This is a genomic window from Alkalibacterium sp. AK22 (assembly GCF_000585255.1).
GTDB lineage: Bacteria > Bacillota > Bacilli > Lactobacillales > Carnobacteriaceae_A > Alkalibacterium.
In genome coordinates this window covers 12,464-29,855 of the sequence record NZ_JANL01000018.1, presented here as the reverse complement: position 1 = coordinate 29,855, position 17,392 = coordinate 12,464, and the positions used below count along the sequence as shown (strand labels likewise).

General features: G+C 43.5%; 10 protein-coding genes and 2 pseudogenes. All 12 read left to right on the top strand.

What is annotated here, in order from left to right; genetic code table 11:
* Positions 1-18 precede the first annotated feature (18 nt).
* The 12 genes and pseudogenes from ADIAL_RS03740 (at position 19) to ADIAL_RS03685 (ending at position 17,332) form a co-directional block, all read left to right on the top strand.
* A complete protein-coding gene (locus ADIAL_RS03740; RefSeq protein ID WP_051503696.1) occupies positions 19-1,908 on the top strand; it encodes a nucleoside-diphosphate sugar epimerase/dehydratase in 1,890 nt (629 codons plus the stop codon).
* A gap of 57 nt (positions 1,909-1,965) precedes the next feature.
* Positions 1,966-2,250, top strand: a pseudogene (locus ADIAL_RS03735) (transposase); the annotation flags it as partial.
* A 503-nt stretch (positions 2,251-2,753) separates the two neighbouring features.
* Positions 2,754-4,742 (top strand): 5'-nucleotidase C-terminal domain-containing protein, encoded by a 1,989-nt coding sequence (locus tag ADIAL_RS03730; protein WP_051503690.1) that lies wholly within the window; start codon positions 2,754-2,756, stop codon positions 4,740-4,742.
* 242 nt (positions 4,743-4,984) lie between these two features.
* Positions 4,985-7,018 carry a bifunctional metallophosphatase/5'-nucleotidase gene (locus tag ADIAL_RS03725; protein WP_051503689.1) on the top strand — a complete coding sequence of 678 codons (2,034 nt, stop codon included), beginning with the start codon at positions 4,985-4,987 and terminating at the stop codon, positions 7,016-7,018.
* 201 nt (positions 7,019-7,219) lie between these two features.
* Positions 7,220-8,440 (top strand): MFS transporter, encoded by a 1,221-nt coding sequence (locus ADIAL_RS03720; protein WP_034300211.1) that lies wholly within the window; start codon positions 7,220-7,222, stop codon positions 8,438-8,440.
* 480 nt (positions 8,441-8,920) lie between these two features.
* The gene (locus ADIAL_RS03715; protein WP_034300208.1) at positions 8,921-10,900 is read left to right on the top strand and encodes a BglG family transcription antiterminator; all 1,980 of its coding nucleotides are present in this window, start codon (positions 8,921-8,923) and stop codon (positions 10,898-10,900) included.
* Positions 10,897-11,475, top strand: a complete 579-nt coding sequence (locus tag ADIAL_RS03710; RefSeq protein ID WP_034300206.1) for a D-sedoheptulose-7-phosphate isomerase — start codon at positions 10,897-10,899, stop codon at positions 11,473-11,475. The genes ADIAL_RS03715 and ADIAL_RS03710 overlap by 4 nt, the downstream gene beginning before the upstream one ends.
* A gap of 20 nt (positions 11,476-11,495) precedes the next feature.
* Positions 11,496-11,762: a PTS sugar transporter subunit IIB gene (locus ADIAL_RS03705; protein ID WP_034300203.1), complete on the top strand. Its 267-nt coding sequence runs from the start codon at positions 11,496-11,498 to the stop codon at positions 11,760-11,762.
* 38 nt (positions 11,763-11,800) lie between these two features.
* The gene (locus ADIAL_RS03700) at positions 11,801-13,156 is read left to right on the top strand and encodes a PTS ascorbate transporter subunit IIC (RefSeq protein WP_034300200.1); all 1,356 of its coding nucleotides are present in this window, start codon (positions 11,801-11,803) and stop codon (positions 13,154-13,156) included.
* 15 nt (positions 13,157-13,171) lie between these two features.
* Positions 13,172-15,160: pseudogene (gene tkt, locus ADIAL_RS03695) on the top strand (transketolase).
* Positions 15,161-15,171: 11 nt separating this feature from the next.
* Positions 15,172-15,735: a D-sedoheptulose-7-phosphate isomerase gene (locus tag ADIAL_RS03690; protein ID WP_034300198.1), complete on the top strand. Its 564-nt coding sequence runs from the start codon at positions 15,172-15,174 to the stop codon at positions 15,733-15,735.
* Between the two features lie 670 nt (positions 15,736-16,405).
* Positions 16,406-17,332, top strand: coding sequence for a nuclease-related domain-containing protein (locus ADIAL_RS03685; protein WP_034300196.1), 927 nt, complete (start codon positions 16,406-16,408; stop codon positions 17,330-17,332).
* The last annotated feature ends 60 nt before the right edge of the window (positions 17,333-17,392 follow it).

Sequence of the window (17,392 nt, the reverse complement as noted above, 5' to 3'; positions counted from 1 at the left end):
AGGAAGAGGGGATACATGATGAGCAGACATATAAAAAGATTTTTGGTAGCCTCTTTTGATACATTTACGATCATATTATCAGCAGCTTTATCCATCTTGTTTTTCATTCCGTTTGTTTATTTTCCCTCACAAATTGTGTTAATCAGTATCGGAATAACTTGTCTAGTTTACTTGATTCTTGGACATTTATTTAATATTTTTTTAAAAATAAATCATTGTACAGGTTTAACTGAAGTATTTATGCTTGTTGCTACAATCACTATGTCATTTGTCATTGCAAACAGTCTGTCGCTTAACTTTGTTGAAGAACCTTTATTAAGCTTACGATTTTATTTCTTGACCTATATATTTTCAGTTCCTGGGATTGTCGGAAGTCGATTGGTTATTCGTTTGTATTACGAGTATATGTTCAGAAAAAAGAAAGAACCTGAGCAGAAAAATAAAATCAGAACATTAGTGGTCGGTGCAGGCAATGGGGGCAGTGTATTTATAAGAAGCCTAAAGAGCTTCCCAAATAAGCTAAATGTAGTGGGGGTGGTCGACGATGACATAACTAAACAAGGGTCATATTTGTTTGGCGTACCTGTTATTGGCAATATAAGAGATATACCGACTATCGCTCGAAGTAAAGATATCGATCAAATCACAATAGCCATCCCGTCCCTAAGCGCAGAAAAATATGAAGAAATTGTAGATTTGTGTAACCAGACTAATTTGACGGTCAATAAAATGCCCTATATTGAGGATGTTCTGCAAGGTAAACTAGGCATAAATCAGTTTAGAGAAATTAATGTAGTCGATTTGCTTGGTAGAGATGAAGTAAGATTGGACATGGAAAAAATATCACTTGAATTAAAAGGAAAAACAGTTTTAGTAAGTGGTGCTGGAGGATCAATTGGTTCAGAAATATGTAGACAGATTGCTAAGTTTCATCCCCAAAAAATGATTTTATTGGGACATGGAGAAAATTCAATCTATCATATTGATAGAGAATTAAGAGGAACATATCAGCGCTCTATCGAAATCGTACCAATGATTGCTGATATCCAGGATAGAGAGAGAATATTTGAAATTATGAATGTTCACAAACCCGATCGTGTCTATCATGCGGCAGCGCACAAGCATGTACCTATGATGGAGTATAATCCCTACGAAGCAGTAAAAAACAATGTTTATGGAACTAAGAATATGGCAGAAGCTTCCAAACAAGCTCATGTTGAGAGATTCATCATGGTATCAACGGATAAAGCAGTTAAACCACCGAATGTCATGGGGGCCACAAAACGTATAGCTGAGATGATTGTAACAGGTTTGAACGAGCCGGGAGGTACAAAATTTGCTGCAGTAAGATTTGGGAATGTCTTGGGTAGTCGCGGAAGTGTAGTGCCTTTATTTCAGGAACAAATTAAAAAAGGTGGCCCCGTAACGGTTACCGATTTTAGAATGACACGATATTTTATGACTATACCGGAGGCAAGCAGATTAGTCATTCAGGCTAGTACCCTGGTACAAGGGGGAGAAATCTTTATACTGGATATGGGCAAACCTGTGAAGATTCTAGACTTAGCAAAGAAAATTGTAAAATTGAGTGGGTTTACAGAAAAAGAAATCCCAGTTGTGGAAACAGGCATAAGACCTGGAGAAAAATTATACGAAGAGTTACTTGTAGACAGTGAAGTAACCGAGCAAAAAGTGTTTGATAAAATATTTGTAGGAAAAGTAGTCAATAAACCTCTATTTAAAATTATGTCCAAAGTGGAAAGCTGGAGAGGTCTGTCACCTGAAGATCTTAAGAAAGAAGTAATAGCTTTTGCAAATGAAGACAGTAAGGACATTTCCAAATATACCGTCCAATCCAATGAACAGTATAGTGAGCATCACGTAAAAGAAGAGTATGCTAGAGCATGACACTTTTCTTGAATCTTGTTTCATTTCGGATAAGGTTCAAAACAGGAGGAAACCCTTATGGATAAACGGAAAAAACGCCGATCTTTTTCTCAAGATTTCAAAAAAGAAGTGGTTGCTCTCTACCGATCCGGGCGCAGCCGCAAAGAAATCATCCAGGAATATGACCTTACCCCCTCTGCCTTCGACAAATGGGTCCGGCAGTTTTCAGAAACAAGCGAAGAGGAAAACGTGGATAAAGATCTCACGCCGGAACAAAGAGAGCTAAAAGAACTGCGAAAAGAAAATGCTAAACTGAGAATGGAAAATGAAGTTTTGAAGCAAGCCGCACTGATTTTTGGCCGAATGGCTAAATAGTATTCATGACCGGCGAAACTGATACCAGGTGACGGCCACACTTATGCAGGCTGAACCGGTCTATGAAAAAAAACTCTCCATGCAGCTTCAAATCATTTATCGCAGGATAGCTTAATATTTATAGGCATTTATAAGATGATGACTGTATCTTATTTTTATTAACAGTACTAGACTACTTGGCGGGATACACATTCGCATGTTTACTTATACAAAAAATATTTAATTTATTAAAATAATAACAATTATTCCTATAAGTTATCCAAAGATTCGTGCTAAGATACGCATGAATCTTTTTTTGACAGCAATTAATATAGAATGAAGATAAACTGATTTAAATATATATAGCATGATATCAGCATGTCGATACCTTACAAATAGTAAAGGGCAGTTGAAGTAGGGGGGGCATTCAGCTATTATGTAAACGAATACGTTTTTAAGAAGCACGGCACCATGGCTTTTTTGCGGGTTCAAATCATACTAGGAGTGGTGTAATGAGCAACAAGGGAAGAAATTGGGTACTTAGCTTGCTGTCTTCGACAGTGCTGTTTTCAGCGCCGATGATGGCCCATGCAGAGGGTGAAGAAGCTGATAATGGCGTAGAAGATACTGTTACAGCAGAAACGTCAGGAGACTTTGACCTGACCATTTTCCATACGAATGATATTCATTCGAGCATAGATAATTTTGGTAAATTGTCTTATTTTCTAACTGAACAAAGAGCAGCACTTGAAAATACTTTATACCTGGATGCAGGAGATATCTTTAGTGGTAATCCAGTCGTGGACCTTCGTCAGGGAGAACCATTGATCAATTTACTGAACGCAGTCGAGGTGGATTCAATGGTTATTGGTAACCATGAATTTGACTATGGTCAAGAAGCCTTTGAAGCCAGAAGAAACGAATCTAATTTCAACTGGATTTCAGCTAATACCCGTGTTGTTGATTCGTCTATCGTGATCGAACAGCCAGATGCGTATGATATTTTTGAATTTGGAGATAAGACTGTAGGTGTTCTTGGACTGACTCAGAGTCCGCCAGCTACTAATCCCGCGGGTATTGTAGGTCTTGAATTCGGATCTTATGTAGACACCGCCTTGGAGTACGAATATTTACGAGACGAAGTGGATATTTTTATTGCACTGACTCATATTGGATTGCCTGCGGATCGCCGACTGGCTGAAGAAGTAGAATTCTTTGATCTTATCATTGGTGGACACTCCCACTCTCTACTGGAAGAGCCTGAAATAGTGAACGGTACGCCTGTCGTTCAGGCAGGAAGCAGCCTAAGACATTTGGGTATCCTTGATTTATCTATTGATTCAGAATCAGGAGCTGTTTCTGTCAATGGCCGCGTTCAGTCAATGAATGAACTTGAAAACGTTGATCCGGAAGTTCAGGCATTAGTCGACCAGTACAATGCTGATGCAGATGAACTGCTGTCAGAAGTACTGGGTGTGACCAATACTGGTCTAAGCAGAGATAATCGCTGGAGTGGGGATGTCGCACTCGGTAACATGATCACTGATGCTCTTAGAACATTTGCAAATACAGAAATTGCAATCACGAATAATGGGGGAATCCGAGCCAGTATTGCGCCTGGGGATATTACTGCCAGAGACATCTTTACAGTGGATCCTTTCGGAAATGACATTACTATTTTGGAAATGACCGGGCATGAGTTGCAGGAGATTATTGCTTACTCTTACGAGCGCTCGCTTGACAGTTTTGGAGCACAAATCGACCTGCAGACCTCCGGCTTGAATTATATTGTCTATATAGACGATGACGGACGCTATGCAGACTCCGATCTGTTCATTAATGGCGAACCAATGGATATGGATCAGACATTTAGAATTGCTACCAACAACTTTATCGTTTCCGGTGGTGACGGCTATGACTTTTCCAGTGCGACAATCATCCAAGAAGATGCCGGACAGGTCACCAATGCTCTGATTCAATTCGTTCAGGAAGTCACAGCAGCTGAAGGTGCCGTTGATTACGAAGAAACCGAAGGGCGGATCCAGGTGCTGCCAGTTAGTACACGGACTCCTGAAGAACCAGTGGACGAGGAAGAGGACACTGAAACCGATGGCGACGAAACTAATGATAGCAATGAGGATGACTCCACAGACCAGAACGATGAGTCTACAGCAACAGGTCCTATCGTCGATGGGTCCAATGATCAGAATGACTCAACGGGTGACGAGTTAGATCAGGATGAGCCAAATGAATCCGAGTCTGATGATACCGCTGGTGATGGGATCGAAAATGAGTCGACATTAGAACAGCCTGAATCAGACCAGGATGACGATGACACGGCTAGCTATGAACCCTCACCAGACACTCAAGAAAATGAAGAAACAGCTGATGCAGAAGGCGAACGTCTGCCGGATACAGCTACAGTAACGTGGACTATTGGCCTTGCTGGAATGGGAAGTCTTGCTGCCGGCATTTCTGCTTATTTCGTTAAGAAAAAATGATACTTCAACTACAGTAAATGAATTGCAGGCCTCTCTTACCACTTAATCAGGTGAGAGAGGCCTTTTTTTGATAGGTGGAAGCTAAATGGATAAAAGGCGAACATTTACAATTAAATTACTAAAATTTTACGTAATTGGGTAGATTTTGAATAGATATTCAGGTAAGCTTTAAAAGTATTGCATGCATACATACGCTGAGTACTGCCCTAGGCAGTACTCAATATAACTTAAGGAGAGATAGAATGCGTTTTGGGAAAAGAACCTTTGTACTTAGTTTAGTGTCTTCAAGCCTATTGATGGCAGCGCCTCTGACAGTGTCAGCGGAAGAAGATACCAGCAGTGACAATGAACAGGAACTGATTGAATCAGTATCCAATGATTTTGAAATGACCATTTTTCATACAAATGACATACATGCGAGTATCGATAATTTTGGGAAGATGGCTTACTTTTTATCGGAGCAGCGTGCAGCTGTAGAGCACTCTCTGTATTTGGATGCTGGAGATATTTTTAGTGGTAATCCGGTTGTTGATTTGCAGGATGGGGAGCCGATTGTAAACTTGCTGAATCACATGAATTTGGATTTGATGGTTATCGGCAACCACGAATTCGACTATGGTCAAGATGTATTTAGAGACCGTGTGGAGCAGTCAACATTCAACTGGATCTCTGCCAATACACAAGTCGTTGATTCGTCAATCGTGATTGAGCAGCCCGATGCTTACGAGATTTTTGAATTCGGGGACATTAGCGTCGGGGTGTTTGGCCTGACTCAAAATCCGCCAGCAACTAATCCGGCAGGTATTGTAGGTCTGTCATTTGGCGATTATGTTGAAACAGCACGTGAATACGAATTTTTAAGAGATGAAGTAGACGTACTGATTGCCCTGAACCATATTGGCTATTCAGCCGACCGCCGTCTAGCAGAAGAAGTGGAGTTCTTTGATTTAATTATTGGAGGTCATTCCCACACATTACTCACTGAGCCGCAAATCGTCAACGGGACGCCGATTGTTCAAGCAGGCAGTAATTCCAGTCATATTGGAGTGCTGGACATTTCAGTTGATGGAGAAACAAAAGAAGTATCTGTTGATGGGCGAGTTCAGTCGGTAGCTGATCTGGATGAAGCTTTAGTAGATGAGACGGTCCAGAACTTAGTTAATGATTATAACGAAGCAACAGAAGAACTGCTTGAACAAGTGGTCGGCTTCACCAACACTGGTCTGAGCCGGGATGGACGTGACCAAGGAGATGTGGCTCTGGGAAATATGATTACCGATGCGATTAGAGGCTACGTCAATGCAGATATTGCAGTCACAAATAACGGCGGAATTAGAGCAAGCATTGATACTGGCGATATCACTGCAAGAGATGTTTTTACCGTCGATCCATTTGGAAATGAATTGACTATTTTAGAAATCACCGGTCATGACTTGCTGGAAGTCATGACTTATGCAGTCAACCGCTATTCAACTGATGCTGGTCCAGGAACAGACCTTCAAACATCAGGTATGGAGTATATTGTCTACAAAAATGAAGACAACTCTTTTGCTGAGATTGATCTGTACATGAATGGAGAACCCCTCGATCTGGATCAGACATACCGTCTGGCTACAAATAACTTTATCGCTTCTGGAGGAAGTGGGTATGATTTTTCAAAGGCTACAGTGATTCAGGAAGATGCAGGTCTGATTACTAGTGCGATTATTCAGCACTTGCAGGATGTTACAGCTGCTTTGGGCGCGGTAGACTACTTGGAAACTGAAGGACGTATTCAAATCTTGCCTATTTCAGAACGTGCCCAAGTCGAAGAAAATGAGGAAGATGACATAGCTGAATCTGAAGAAACTGAAGACATAAATGAAGAGCTGACTGACGATGAGGAAGACGCAGTGGAAGAGTCGACTGGCGAATCTTTGGAAGAACAGGTGACTGAATCGACAACGGATACAGATACTGGCGAATTGGAATCTGATGCTTTATCCAATGAACAGAATAACGGTGTAAGCGATCAGACTTCAAGTGAGGCAAGCGAGGAACCAGTAAGTATTATCAGTCAAGACAATGAGACATATGCTGATGGGAATGAAGAACAAGGCGGTTCTGACTATGAGTCAGAGCAGAGCATTAGTAACTTTGAAGAAGGCAGTGTAGAGGCCGACGACGGAAAAGAAACGCTTCCTGATACAGCAACGGCTACTTGGACTATAGGTCTGACAGGTATGGGAACTGCAGTTGCCGGTATGGCTGTTCGTGCAGTCAAGAAGAAAAGATAGGCATCTATCTAGTTGAAAAATAGCTTTCAAGAGACTTAGTCGTCTATTGAAAGCTATTTTTCGTTTTTAGGCAAAATTATGAGCTTTTAAAGAGGAACTGAAATGTAGCACCATTCTTAAAAACTCTTCCTACACATTAAATGAAGAAAAGCGTATAATAGAAATATTGTAGACAAGCAACAAAGTAGAGGAGTATATATTTTGAAAAATAAAAGTTTAAAGCACTGGATTGTTTTAGCAACCTTATGTGGAGTCACCATTAGTGCCATCGGTTTGCCCATTATGACCAACGGAGTGTTTATTTCACCTATTGCAGACAGTTTAGGAGTCTACCGTGGATCAGTCGCGATGCACAACACCCTGACACTCTTCATGAAAGCCGTGATGTCTCTTTATGCCGGGGTGCTGGTCAAAAAGTATCCCTTCAAGCTGGTAATGCTGACGGGAGTCCTTCTGGCAGGGATTTCCAATATCCTGATGGGGTTCAGCGAATCAATCTGGCTTTTTAATGTCTTGGGAACGACCAGGGGAATCGGGACCGGGATGCTGGCCTGGGTGCCGGTAACGATTGTCGTCAATGAATGGTTTGAAGAAAAGCATGGTCTCGTCATGAGTATCGTTTTGAGCTTTAGTAGTGTGGCCGGAGCCGTCTTTTCGCCGGTCTTTACCCGCCTGATCCAGTCGGTTGGCTGGGAGCTGTCCTACCAGTTTATGGGCTTGCTGATTATTTTGTTCTCTCTACCGGCTCTGCTCGTTCCTTTTACACTCGATCCTAAAGACTCCGGCTACCTTCCGTATGGAAAACAGAGTGAGGCCGCTGAGACCACTGTTAAAAGAGAAGCCGTCAAGCGGGAAGCACAAAAGAGTGTCAATGGGACCCTTTTCGCGTTAATGTTTACCTTTACTTTGCTTCAGACGATGCTGATCGGTGTGCCACAGCACTTTCCTGGTTTTTCAGGCACGGTGGATTTGTCCAACCAAGTTGGTGCCACGATGCTGTCTGTGGCTATGTTAAGTTCGATTGTCTTCAAGCTGGGCATGGGCTACATCAGTGACCAGATTGGTCCAATGAAAAGTACGATTACCATGATTGTTCTAGTTGGTACGGCCAGTGTGATGCTGATCTTTTTCCGTTCAGAGTGGGCGCTTTATGCAGCAGCTCTTTTATATGGAGGAATCTTTTCGATTCCGTCTGTGAGTGTGACCCTTCTGACCAAGGAACTCTTTGGCCGGTATCATTTTGTCCGGCTGTATCCTATACTGGCTTTCGCGACCAGTCTGGGAGCAGCGGTGTCGATTTCACTGGTCGGTTATATCTTTGACTTCACGGGGTCTTATATTTCGGCTTTCATTTTCTCTTTAGGTATCAACTTGTTTAACCTGTTCGTCATTTGGGTCATGGTCCGCCTGGACTGGTCCTAAGTGAAGAGTCGAGGTGAACTTTTTACCTTGCCAGATACTAAAAAGAATGAGTTTATTGATTCAGTGCTGACTGTTGGCTAAAGTTCATGTATGCCTGCTGATTTAAAAAGGTCACTAGCCTTATAAATCAGCAGGCCTTTTTGTAGTTACAATCATTTTTTGTTTTAAAAATGAGGCAGCACTAAATCATTCAGGTGATAAAGGGAAGCATTTTGGATACATGGTAAAATAATTCACAAGGAATGAACAACAATATGTTCTTTGTTGCTTGATGTGTTAAATGCTTTGATGACGGGTATTATCCAGGTGTCATTCTGTCCGTTTTTAAATAAATAAGCTATAATAGGAATAGATAAACCACAACTAAATCACAATGCCGTCAGCCGTGAGAAGGGTAAGCACTTTCATAATTTTGGAAGCGATTTACTCTTCTCCTTTTTCGGTGCTGGAGCTACACTGTAGATACAAGGGGAGATGCTAATGCAGTTATCGGAACGATCACAGAAGATTCTTATGCAGCTACTGAGCGACGATGCTAAGAAAAGCTACGATGAGCTAGCTGATGAATTCAGTGTCAGCGAACGGGCAATCAGATATGATCTGGAAGAAATTGATGCTTTCCTGATCAGCAAGAATCTGCCGCCACTGGCCCGTCAGACAAAAGTCGAAGTTTTTCTGGAATCAGAAGACAGTAAGCTGGACAAGCTGAAGGAACTGACAAGTGAGTTGGACAAGAGCTTTGATTACTACTTGCCCAAAAAAAGACAGCATTTGATTTTTATCGAAATTCTCTTGTCACAGGATATTGTCGATATCCATACTTTAATGAACAGATGTGAAGTCAGTCGGAGCTCGATTGTGGGCGATATTCGGCAGCTGCGCAAGTTACTCAAGGATGAAGACATCACCATCGAGTACACATCAGCTCAAGGTTATTACTTCAGTGGTGACGAAAAGCATATCAGAAAAACCGGGATGAAAATCATTAGCCTGAATGCCAGAGACCTGAACCTGAGTGATCAGAAGCTGGCGGAAGAGTATTTAGATGACACGGACCATACATTTGTAAGCGTATTAGAGCAGTTTGTGTCCGGGGTTGAAGCGGACGTGAATAAAGCCTATTCCGATATTTCCTTCAATTACATCCTCAAAGGTCTGATCATCGCCGTTTCCCGAGTCAAGTCAGGTTGTCTGCTTGCATCATACCTTAACGGCAAAGCCTTGTCCCCGGAATATAAAAGTATTGATGACCATGTGCACTTACTGGAAGAAGAGTGCCGGGTTGAGTTCAGTCAAGCAGAAAAGAAGGCCCTGGAGCAGCTCTTCTTGGAAAGCTCTCTAATTAAGGCAGAATCAATCATTGATGACAACTGGATTGATCTCAACCTGTTTATTATTGCTTTTCTAAACGAACTGAGTCGAATCTTGAATTTGCCATTGAATCAGTCGGAAGATTTGTTTGATGCGCTAGTGCTCCATCTGGGTCCGGCTATCAATCGGGCGAAAAATGAGAGTCCTTTGAAAAATGAAATCATTGATTATATTAGGACCCAGTATGAAGAAGTGTTCGAAATCGTCAAAAAGGTTCTAAATGACTTAGGCAGCACTCAGGGGCTGGTCTTTACCGCTGATGAAATAGGTTTCGTTACCATTCATATCGCCTCTTACATCGAAAAAGAGGCTTTGACCAATAAGAACAAAACAATCCTGCTAGTCTGCAACTACGGCGTTGGGACAGCCAAATTACTGGAAACGATGCTTTTAAAGTATTTCGACTTTGATATCAAAGGGACCCTATCTGTCAGGGAGCTGAATCAAAGCTGGATTGATGCAGAAGAGGTCGACTATATTGTATCGACACTGCCGATAAGAGAAATGTATTCGGTACCAATATTGGTTGTTTCCCCTTTGTTGACAGAAAAAGACAAGCAGAATCTGACAGCGATTGAAGAAGCTGAACAGACGAAGTCCACCATTACGATGAGTATAGAAAGGAGCGCTAAGCCCATTATGTTAAAAGATTTGTTAGTAGAAGAAACAATTCAGTTGGGGGTACATGCAGAAGACTGGAAAGATGCAGTGAAGTTGGGAGGAGGACTGCTGGAAGAAGCCGGAAAAATAGAAGATACGTATACCAAAGCGATGGTCAGCTCAGTTGAAGAACTTGGGCCATATATCGTTATTGCACCGGGTATTGCAATGCCGCATGCCAGTTCTAAAGATGGGGTTCATGAAGTTGGTCTGAGTTTGATGACTTTAAGGGAACCGGTCAACTTTGGTCATCCGGATAATGATCCGGTTGATATTGTTATCTGCCTGGCCGCTACTGATCACACGTCTCACCTCAATGCTTTGAAGGACTTGATGGGATTTTTGAATGACAAAACCTTTATTGACTTGCTAAAAACAGGAAATAAAGATGATATTTTAAGTGAAATCAACCGAAAGGAGAGCGTATGAACTACCGGGATGAGTTGAACAAGCGGATCGGTGTGTTTCAGGAGCTGAATGAAGAAGCGTTCAGTCAGCTGGATGCAATCACGGCGCTGATGTTTGAAGCCATCAAAAACGGGAACAAAGTCATGACTTGCGGGAATGGAGGCAGTGCTGCCAATGCGCAGCATATTACGGGCGACATCGTCGGACGCTATAAGATCGAAAGAGAAGCGTTCGCTGGACTAAGCCTAACGGTCGATCCGAGCGTCATGACGGCAACAGGCAATGATTATGGTTATGATGAAGTCTTTGCCCGCCAAGTCGAAGGTTTAGGCAGAGAAGGAGACGTGCTGGTCGTTTTATCAAGTAGTGCCCAGTCACCGAATCTGATTAAAGCTGTTCTGGCAGCGGGGGAAAAAGGCATTAAAACAGTTGGTATTTTAGGCAACCACGGAGGAGGGATCATAGAGCATTTGGATGAGGGTCTGACCTTTGCGTTTAAGGGGTCGGATCTGGTAGAAGAAACAGCCATGACACTGTTCCATATCATGTTGATGGATCTGGAACAGAAACTGACGGAAAATAAAAACAACGAATAATCCAATAGGAGGAAATAAAGATGAAAATTTTAACAGTATGCGGAATGGGTTCAGGATCAAGCTTGATTCTCAAAATGAATGTCGATCAGATCATGGAAGAAGAGGGAATTTCAGCAGAAGTCGAGGCAGTGGATCTAGGCTCAGTCGGAGGTTATGCAGCAGATATGATTATTTCTACTCAGGAGCTGGCCAGTAAACTTGAAGATTTTGAGGCTAAAAAAGTTTTTGTTAATAATGTCGTGGACAAAGACGCGATCAAAGTCAAGGTTATGGAGGCACTGAAGTAAATTAATATCATTTTTATTCTGATTAGGAGGTCATATTCATGAACTTTATTTACAGTTTTTTTAACCAGCCGGCTATCATTATCGGGCTCATTGCTTTCATCGGGCTGGTTGCACTCAGAAAGCCCCGAGGTAAAATTGTTACTGGAACACTGAAAACGGTTATTGGCTTTGTCATTTTGTCATCCGGTGGGGGAATCATTGCCGGAGCCCTGGAGACTTTAGGTCCTGCTTTTGAAGATGCCTTTAATGTCCAAGGGGTTATTCCGGCAAACGAGGCCGTTATCGGACTGGCTGAGAGCATTCTCGGGACAGAAATGAGTCTGATTATGGCGTTTGGTTTTGTCGTGAACATTCTAATTGCCCGCTTCACCAATATCAAATATATCTTCTTATCCGGTCACCATGTTCTCTTCATGGCTGCCTTGCTGGCTGCTGTACTGGGAACAGCTGGATTTGAAGGAGTCGAATTGATTGCAGTGGGTGCTTTCTTGCTTGGTTCATTCATGTCCATCTCTCCGGCGATCGTTCAGCCATTTTACCGTGAAGTGACGGGGCATGACAATATCGCCATGGGGCACTTCAATGCGGTGACCTATGCCTTGGCCGGTCTGTTAGGCAGATGGTTCGGAGACAAGGAAAAATCCACAGAAGACATTAAGATTCCTGAAGGTCTGGGATTCTTCCGTGACAACACGATTTCAACTGCGCTAGTCATGATTTTGATTTACGTGGTTACCTTCCTGTTTGCAGATGCTGATGTCATTATGGAAATGTCCGGTGGAGACAACGTCATCATGTTCGCCATCGTTCAGGCCCTCGTGTTTACAGCTGGTTTTGTGATTGTGCTACAGGGTGTGCGTATGATGCTCGCTGAAATTGTACCGGCCTTTAAAGGGATTTCTGAAAAGCTGGTGCCGAACTCCAAGCCTGCACTTGATGTACCGGTTATCTTCCCTTATGCGCCAAATGCGGTCCTGCTTGGCTTTGTCGTATCCGTAGTCGGGGGCTTCATTATGTTCCTGATTTTACCGCTATTAAACCTGCCAGTGATCATTCCGGGCCTGATTCCACTCTTCTTCGTGGGGGCCGGTGCTGGGGTATTGGCTAACGCTACTGGAGGGCGCCGCGGGGTTGTCATCGGTGGACTGGTGAACGGGATCCTATTGATTCTACTACCGGCCATCTTGCTGCCGCTGTTGGGTGAGCTTGGATTTGCCAACTCAACCTTCGGGGATGCAGACTTTGCCTTTGTGGGTATTGTTCTAGGGTACTTGTTCCAATGGTTCGGCAGACTCGGAATCTATTCGATTGTTGCAGTTGTAGCTGTATACTTTATCGTATCCATCATTAGAAAGCCTAAAGAGATCAATCTACCTGGCAAAAAGCCTGCTTAATTAGGAGGAATCAGTTTGAATAACCATCACGATACTCTGGCAGTCAACACGCTTCGTACCTTAGCAATGGATGCAGTGGAGAAAGCGCAGAGTGGTCATATGGGGTTGCCTTTAGGGGCAGCCCCTATGGCTTATATTTTATGGAAAAACCACTTGAACATACATCCGAGTCAGCCGGAATGGTTCGACCGCGACCGCTTTATTCTTTCAGCCGGTCACGGTTCGATGCTCCAGTACGGCCTGCTGCACTTGAGCGGATTCGATGTGTCGATAGATGACTTGAAGGCTTTCAGGGATATGGAAAGCAAGACACCCGGCCACCCAGAATACAAGCATACAGAGGGGGTCGAAGTTACGACGGGCCCACTAGGACAGGGACTATCGATGGCAGTCGGGACAGCGATGGCCGAACGCAAACTGGAAGACCTTTTGAATGATGATGAGCTGACCGTTTCGGACCACTACACTTACGTGATCTGTGGAGACGGTGATCTGATGGAAGGCGTCAGTCACGAAGCCTTGTCACTGGCAGGGCATCTGAAGTTGGACAAGCTGATTGTTTTGTATGATTCAAACCACACCTCTCTAGATGAATCCATCGATGCCTCCTTCAGTGATGACATCCGTAAAAAATTTGAAGCAATTCACTGGGACTACAGCCGGGTAGAAGACGGCAATGATTTGGAAGCTATCGATCAGGCGATTACGAGGGCCAAAGCCTCATCCGGACCTTCTCTGATCGAAGTCAATACCGTAATCGGATACAGTCTGCCGGACATCGCAGGCACAAGCGATGCGCACAGTGATCCAGTCGGTGAAGCGAACATCAGAAAAGCTAAAGAGGCACTGGGTTGGACCTATGATACCCCTTTTTATGTACCGGACTCGGTGTATGAGACTTTTAAAGAATCACAAAAACGGGTGATGGAAAAAATCGAGCGCTGGACTAAGACGACAGAACAGTTGAAGTCGAGGGATACTAAGCGGTATAGTCTGCTGGAGCAAGTTAGTGAGGCCCGTAAGCCACTGGATGTCAGCGACTTGCTGCCTGAGTTCACAGAGACGGACAAAAAGATCTCTACCCGGGTCGCTTCCGCTGAAGTGTTGAATGCCATCAGCGAGGCTGTACCGGAACTGATCGGAGGAGCGGCTGATTTAAGTGGTTCGACCAAGGCTGTAATCAAGCAGACGCATGCGATCACACGGGATGATTTTTCCGGCCGCAACATCTATTTTGGTGTACGTGAATTTGGCATGGCAGCAATTGCGAATGGACTGGCTTTAAGCCGACTCCTGCCGTTCGTCAGCACATACTTCACGTTTTCAGATTACATGAAACCGGCCATGCGCCTGTCGGCACTGATGAGACTGCCGGTGATATACCTGTTTACTCATGACAGCATTGCTGTCGGGAAAGACGGGCCGACGCATCAGCCGGTGGAACAACTGGCTGCTTTGCGGTCCATGCCGAACATGCAAGTAATCCGTCCCGCCGACGGCAACGAAACAGCTGGAGCCTGGCAGGCGGCGCTCAATGCTGTAGATAAGCCGACAACCCTAGTGTTGGGCAGGCAGGACACAAAAACGCTGTCTATCGCTCCTGAAAAAGCACGTCAGGGAACAGCTAAAGGCGGCTATCTTGTCAAGGAGGCCAAAGAACCTTCAGGTATCCTGATTGCGACCGGTTCAGAAGTTGAACTGGCCTTGAAAGCAGAGGCTGCGCTGGCTGAAGAAGGCATTCAGCTCAATGTGGTCAGTCTGCCAAGTTTTGATTTGTTTGAAGCCCAATCTGAGGAGTATAAGCAAACCGTACTCCCTAAACATCTGACGAGACGTCTGAGTATTGAAATGGCTTCTGCCTTTGGTTGGAAAACTTATGTGGGCGATCACGGAAGCAGCCTGAGTGTGGATCATTTCGGCTACTCGGGAGACCCTTAGGATGTCATGGATAAATTCGGTTTTACCGTCGACCGTGTGGTCAGTGAATACAAGTCTTTAATGTAAGGGGGTCAACAATGAGTTTGCAAGTTTTTATTGATGAATACAGAAAAGACTATCAGCAGACTTTGTCGGAGCTGGATTCACAAGCCATCGAGGATATCTTGTCTTTGATGCTCGAGGCACGCGACCATGACCGAAGAATATTCGTCCTCGGTAATGGAGGAAGTGCAGCCAGTGCCAGTCATTGGGTCTGCGACTTCAACAAAGGCGCGACGGTCGAGAATAAATCGCGATTTAAGATTCTGTGCCTGTCGGACAATACACCGATCCTGACGGCACTGGGCAATGATGTATCCTATGATTCAGTCTTTTTAGAACAGCTAAAGAATTTCCTGCAACCGGATGACCTGGTGATTGCCATGTCGGTATCCGGTAACTCGCAAAACCTGGTGGACGCCGTCAAATATGCCGAAGTCAATGGAGGAAAGACCCTGTCCATAATTGGAGATTACGACGGAGAGCTCAAAGAAGTCTCCGGTCAGACTCTAACTGTGCCTTCCAGAAACTACGGCATCGTAGAAGACGTGCATATGTATATTGCCCACGTGCTGTCGCAGTATATTAGTCAGAGTAAGTAGCGTTTTATAGTGAGTAAACAACCGCTTCTCCCGTTTACACGGGTGGGAGCGGTTGTTTTTCTTCTTTGAGGAAGTGACTTAAGTGTGAGGACCGCTTAGCGGTCCTTTCTTTATTACCAAGGCTATTTGTTTGAAGGAGCTGTCAGGAGTGGGTGCATCTCCTTAAAATAAAGCACAGATATTTGAAGGAGCTGTATGGAGAGGGTGTTTCTCCTCAAAATAAAGCCCAGATAAATGAAGGAGCTATCAGGGGAGGGTGTTTCTCCTCAAAATAAGCTGCAGATAAATGAAGGAGCTGTCAGGAGTGGGTGCATCTCCTCAAAATAAAGTTCAAATAAATGAAGGAGCCGGCAGAAGTGGGTACATCTCCTCAAAATAAAGCCCAGATAAATGAAGGAGCTGGCTGGAGTGGGTGTTTCTCCTTAAAATAAGCTGCAGATAAATGAAGGAGCCGGCAGAAGTGGGTACATCTCCTCAAAAAAAGTTGCAGTTAATTATAGGAGAGGGATAGAAAAGCGCCAATTATTGAAAATAAAGCCCAACCCTCTAAAATCAGAGCCTCTTATAGTTGAAAAAATCTGCCTTGACAGATTTTTACACAATAATAATGACTTTAGGAATAAAAAGGGAGTATACATAGTAGAGGTAGTGAAATGAAGGGGTGGAGAAATTGACGCAATTTGTGGAGATCAGAGAAAAGGCTAGAATTTTACAGGTGATGGAAGTGCTTCAGACGCGTAAGACATTTACGGCACAGGAAGAGCACTATCTGAGGCAGCTCACTAAAGGATTTGAAGGAGAGATAACATTCGACAATTGGATTGAAAAGCACATGGCTAAGGGAGTTCACCTCAAGGATCTTACCTTTAAAGTTAATGGTACGACATTTCAAGTAGACTCCTTGCTGATAACTAATGAAAGAATCATTATGTATGAGGTGAAAAATTATGAAGGTGAGTACATTCTAAAGGGAAATAAATTGCTCAAGTATGATACTGAAGTCGAGATTCTCAACCCGACTGTGCAGCTTGAGAGAAGCAGTATACTGCTCAGACAGCTCTTGTCCCAGCGCAAAATCAGTTACAGTATTGAAGCTTTTGTCGTTTATATTCATCCGAATTTCACCCTTTATACCAGTACAGTAGACCGGTCTATCTTGTTACTTAGCTTAATGAATAAGCATGCTAGCAAGATTCAGAGCTTGCCATGCGAAAACAATGCCAGAGCCAAAGATGCTGCCCTGGTGAAATTACTAACCGAACACAGCAAGGAGAATGATCCGAATCATTATCAGACTTTTCCCCTTTATTATTATACGGACTTACTAAAGGGAGTCTACTGCAGTAGCTGCAGGCAGCTGTCAATACAACAAAAATATAAGAAGTGCGTTTGTCAATTATGCCAAAAAAGCCAATGTGTCTATGATTCTATCAGTCAGCTAGTCAGGGAATACTGCATCCTTTTTCCTGAACAAAAGCTGACAGTAAACAGTATACACGATTGGGCGAAAAAGAAAGTATCCCCTTATTCAATCAGACAGTTCCTCAAGAAAAACTATGCAGAGCACGGCAGCAAGAGAGACAGGTATTACAGCTGAATACTCAGGACTTCAGCTGAACAGAATCTTGACTACTAGCCAGAGTTGACAAAAAATGAC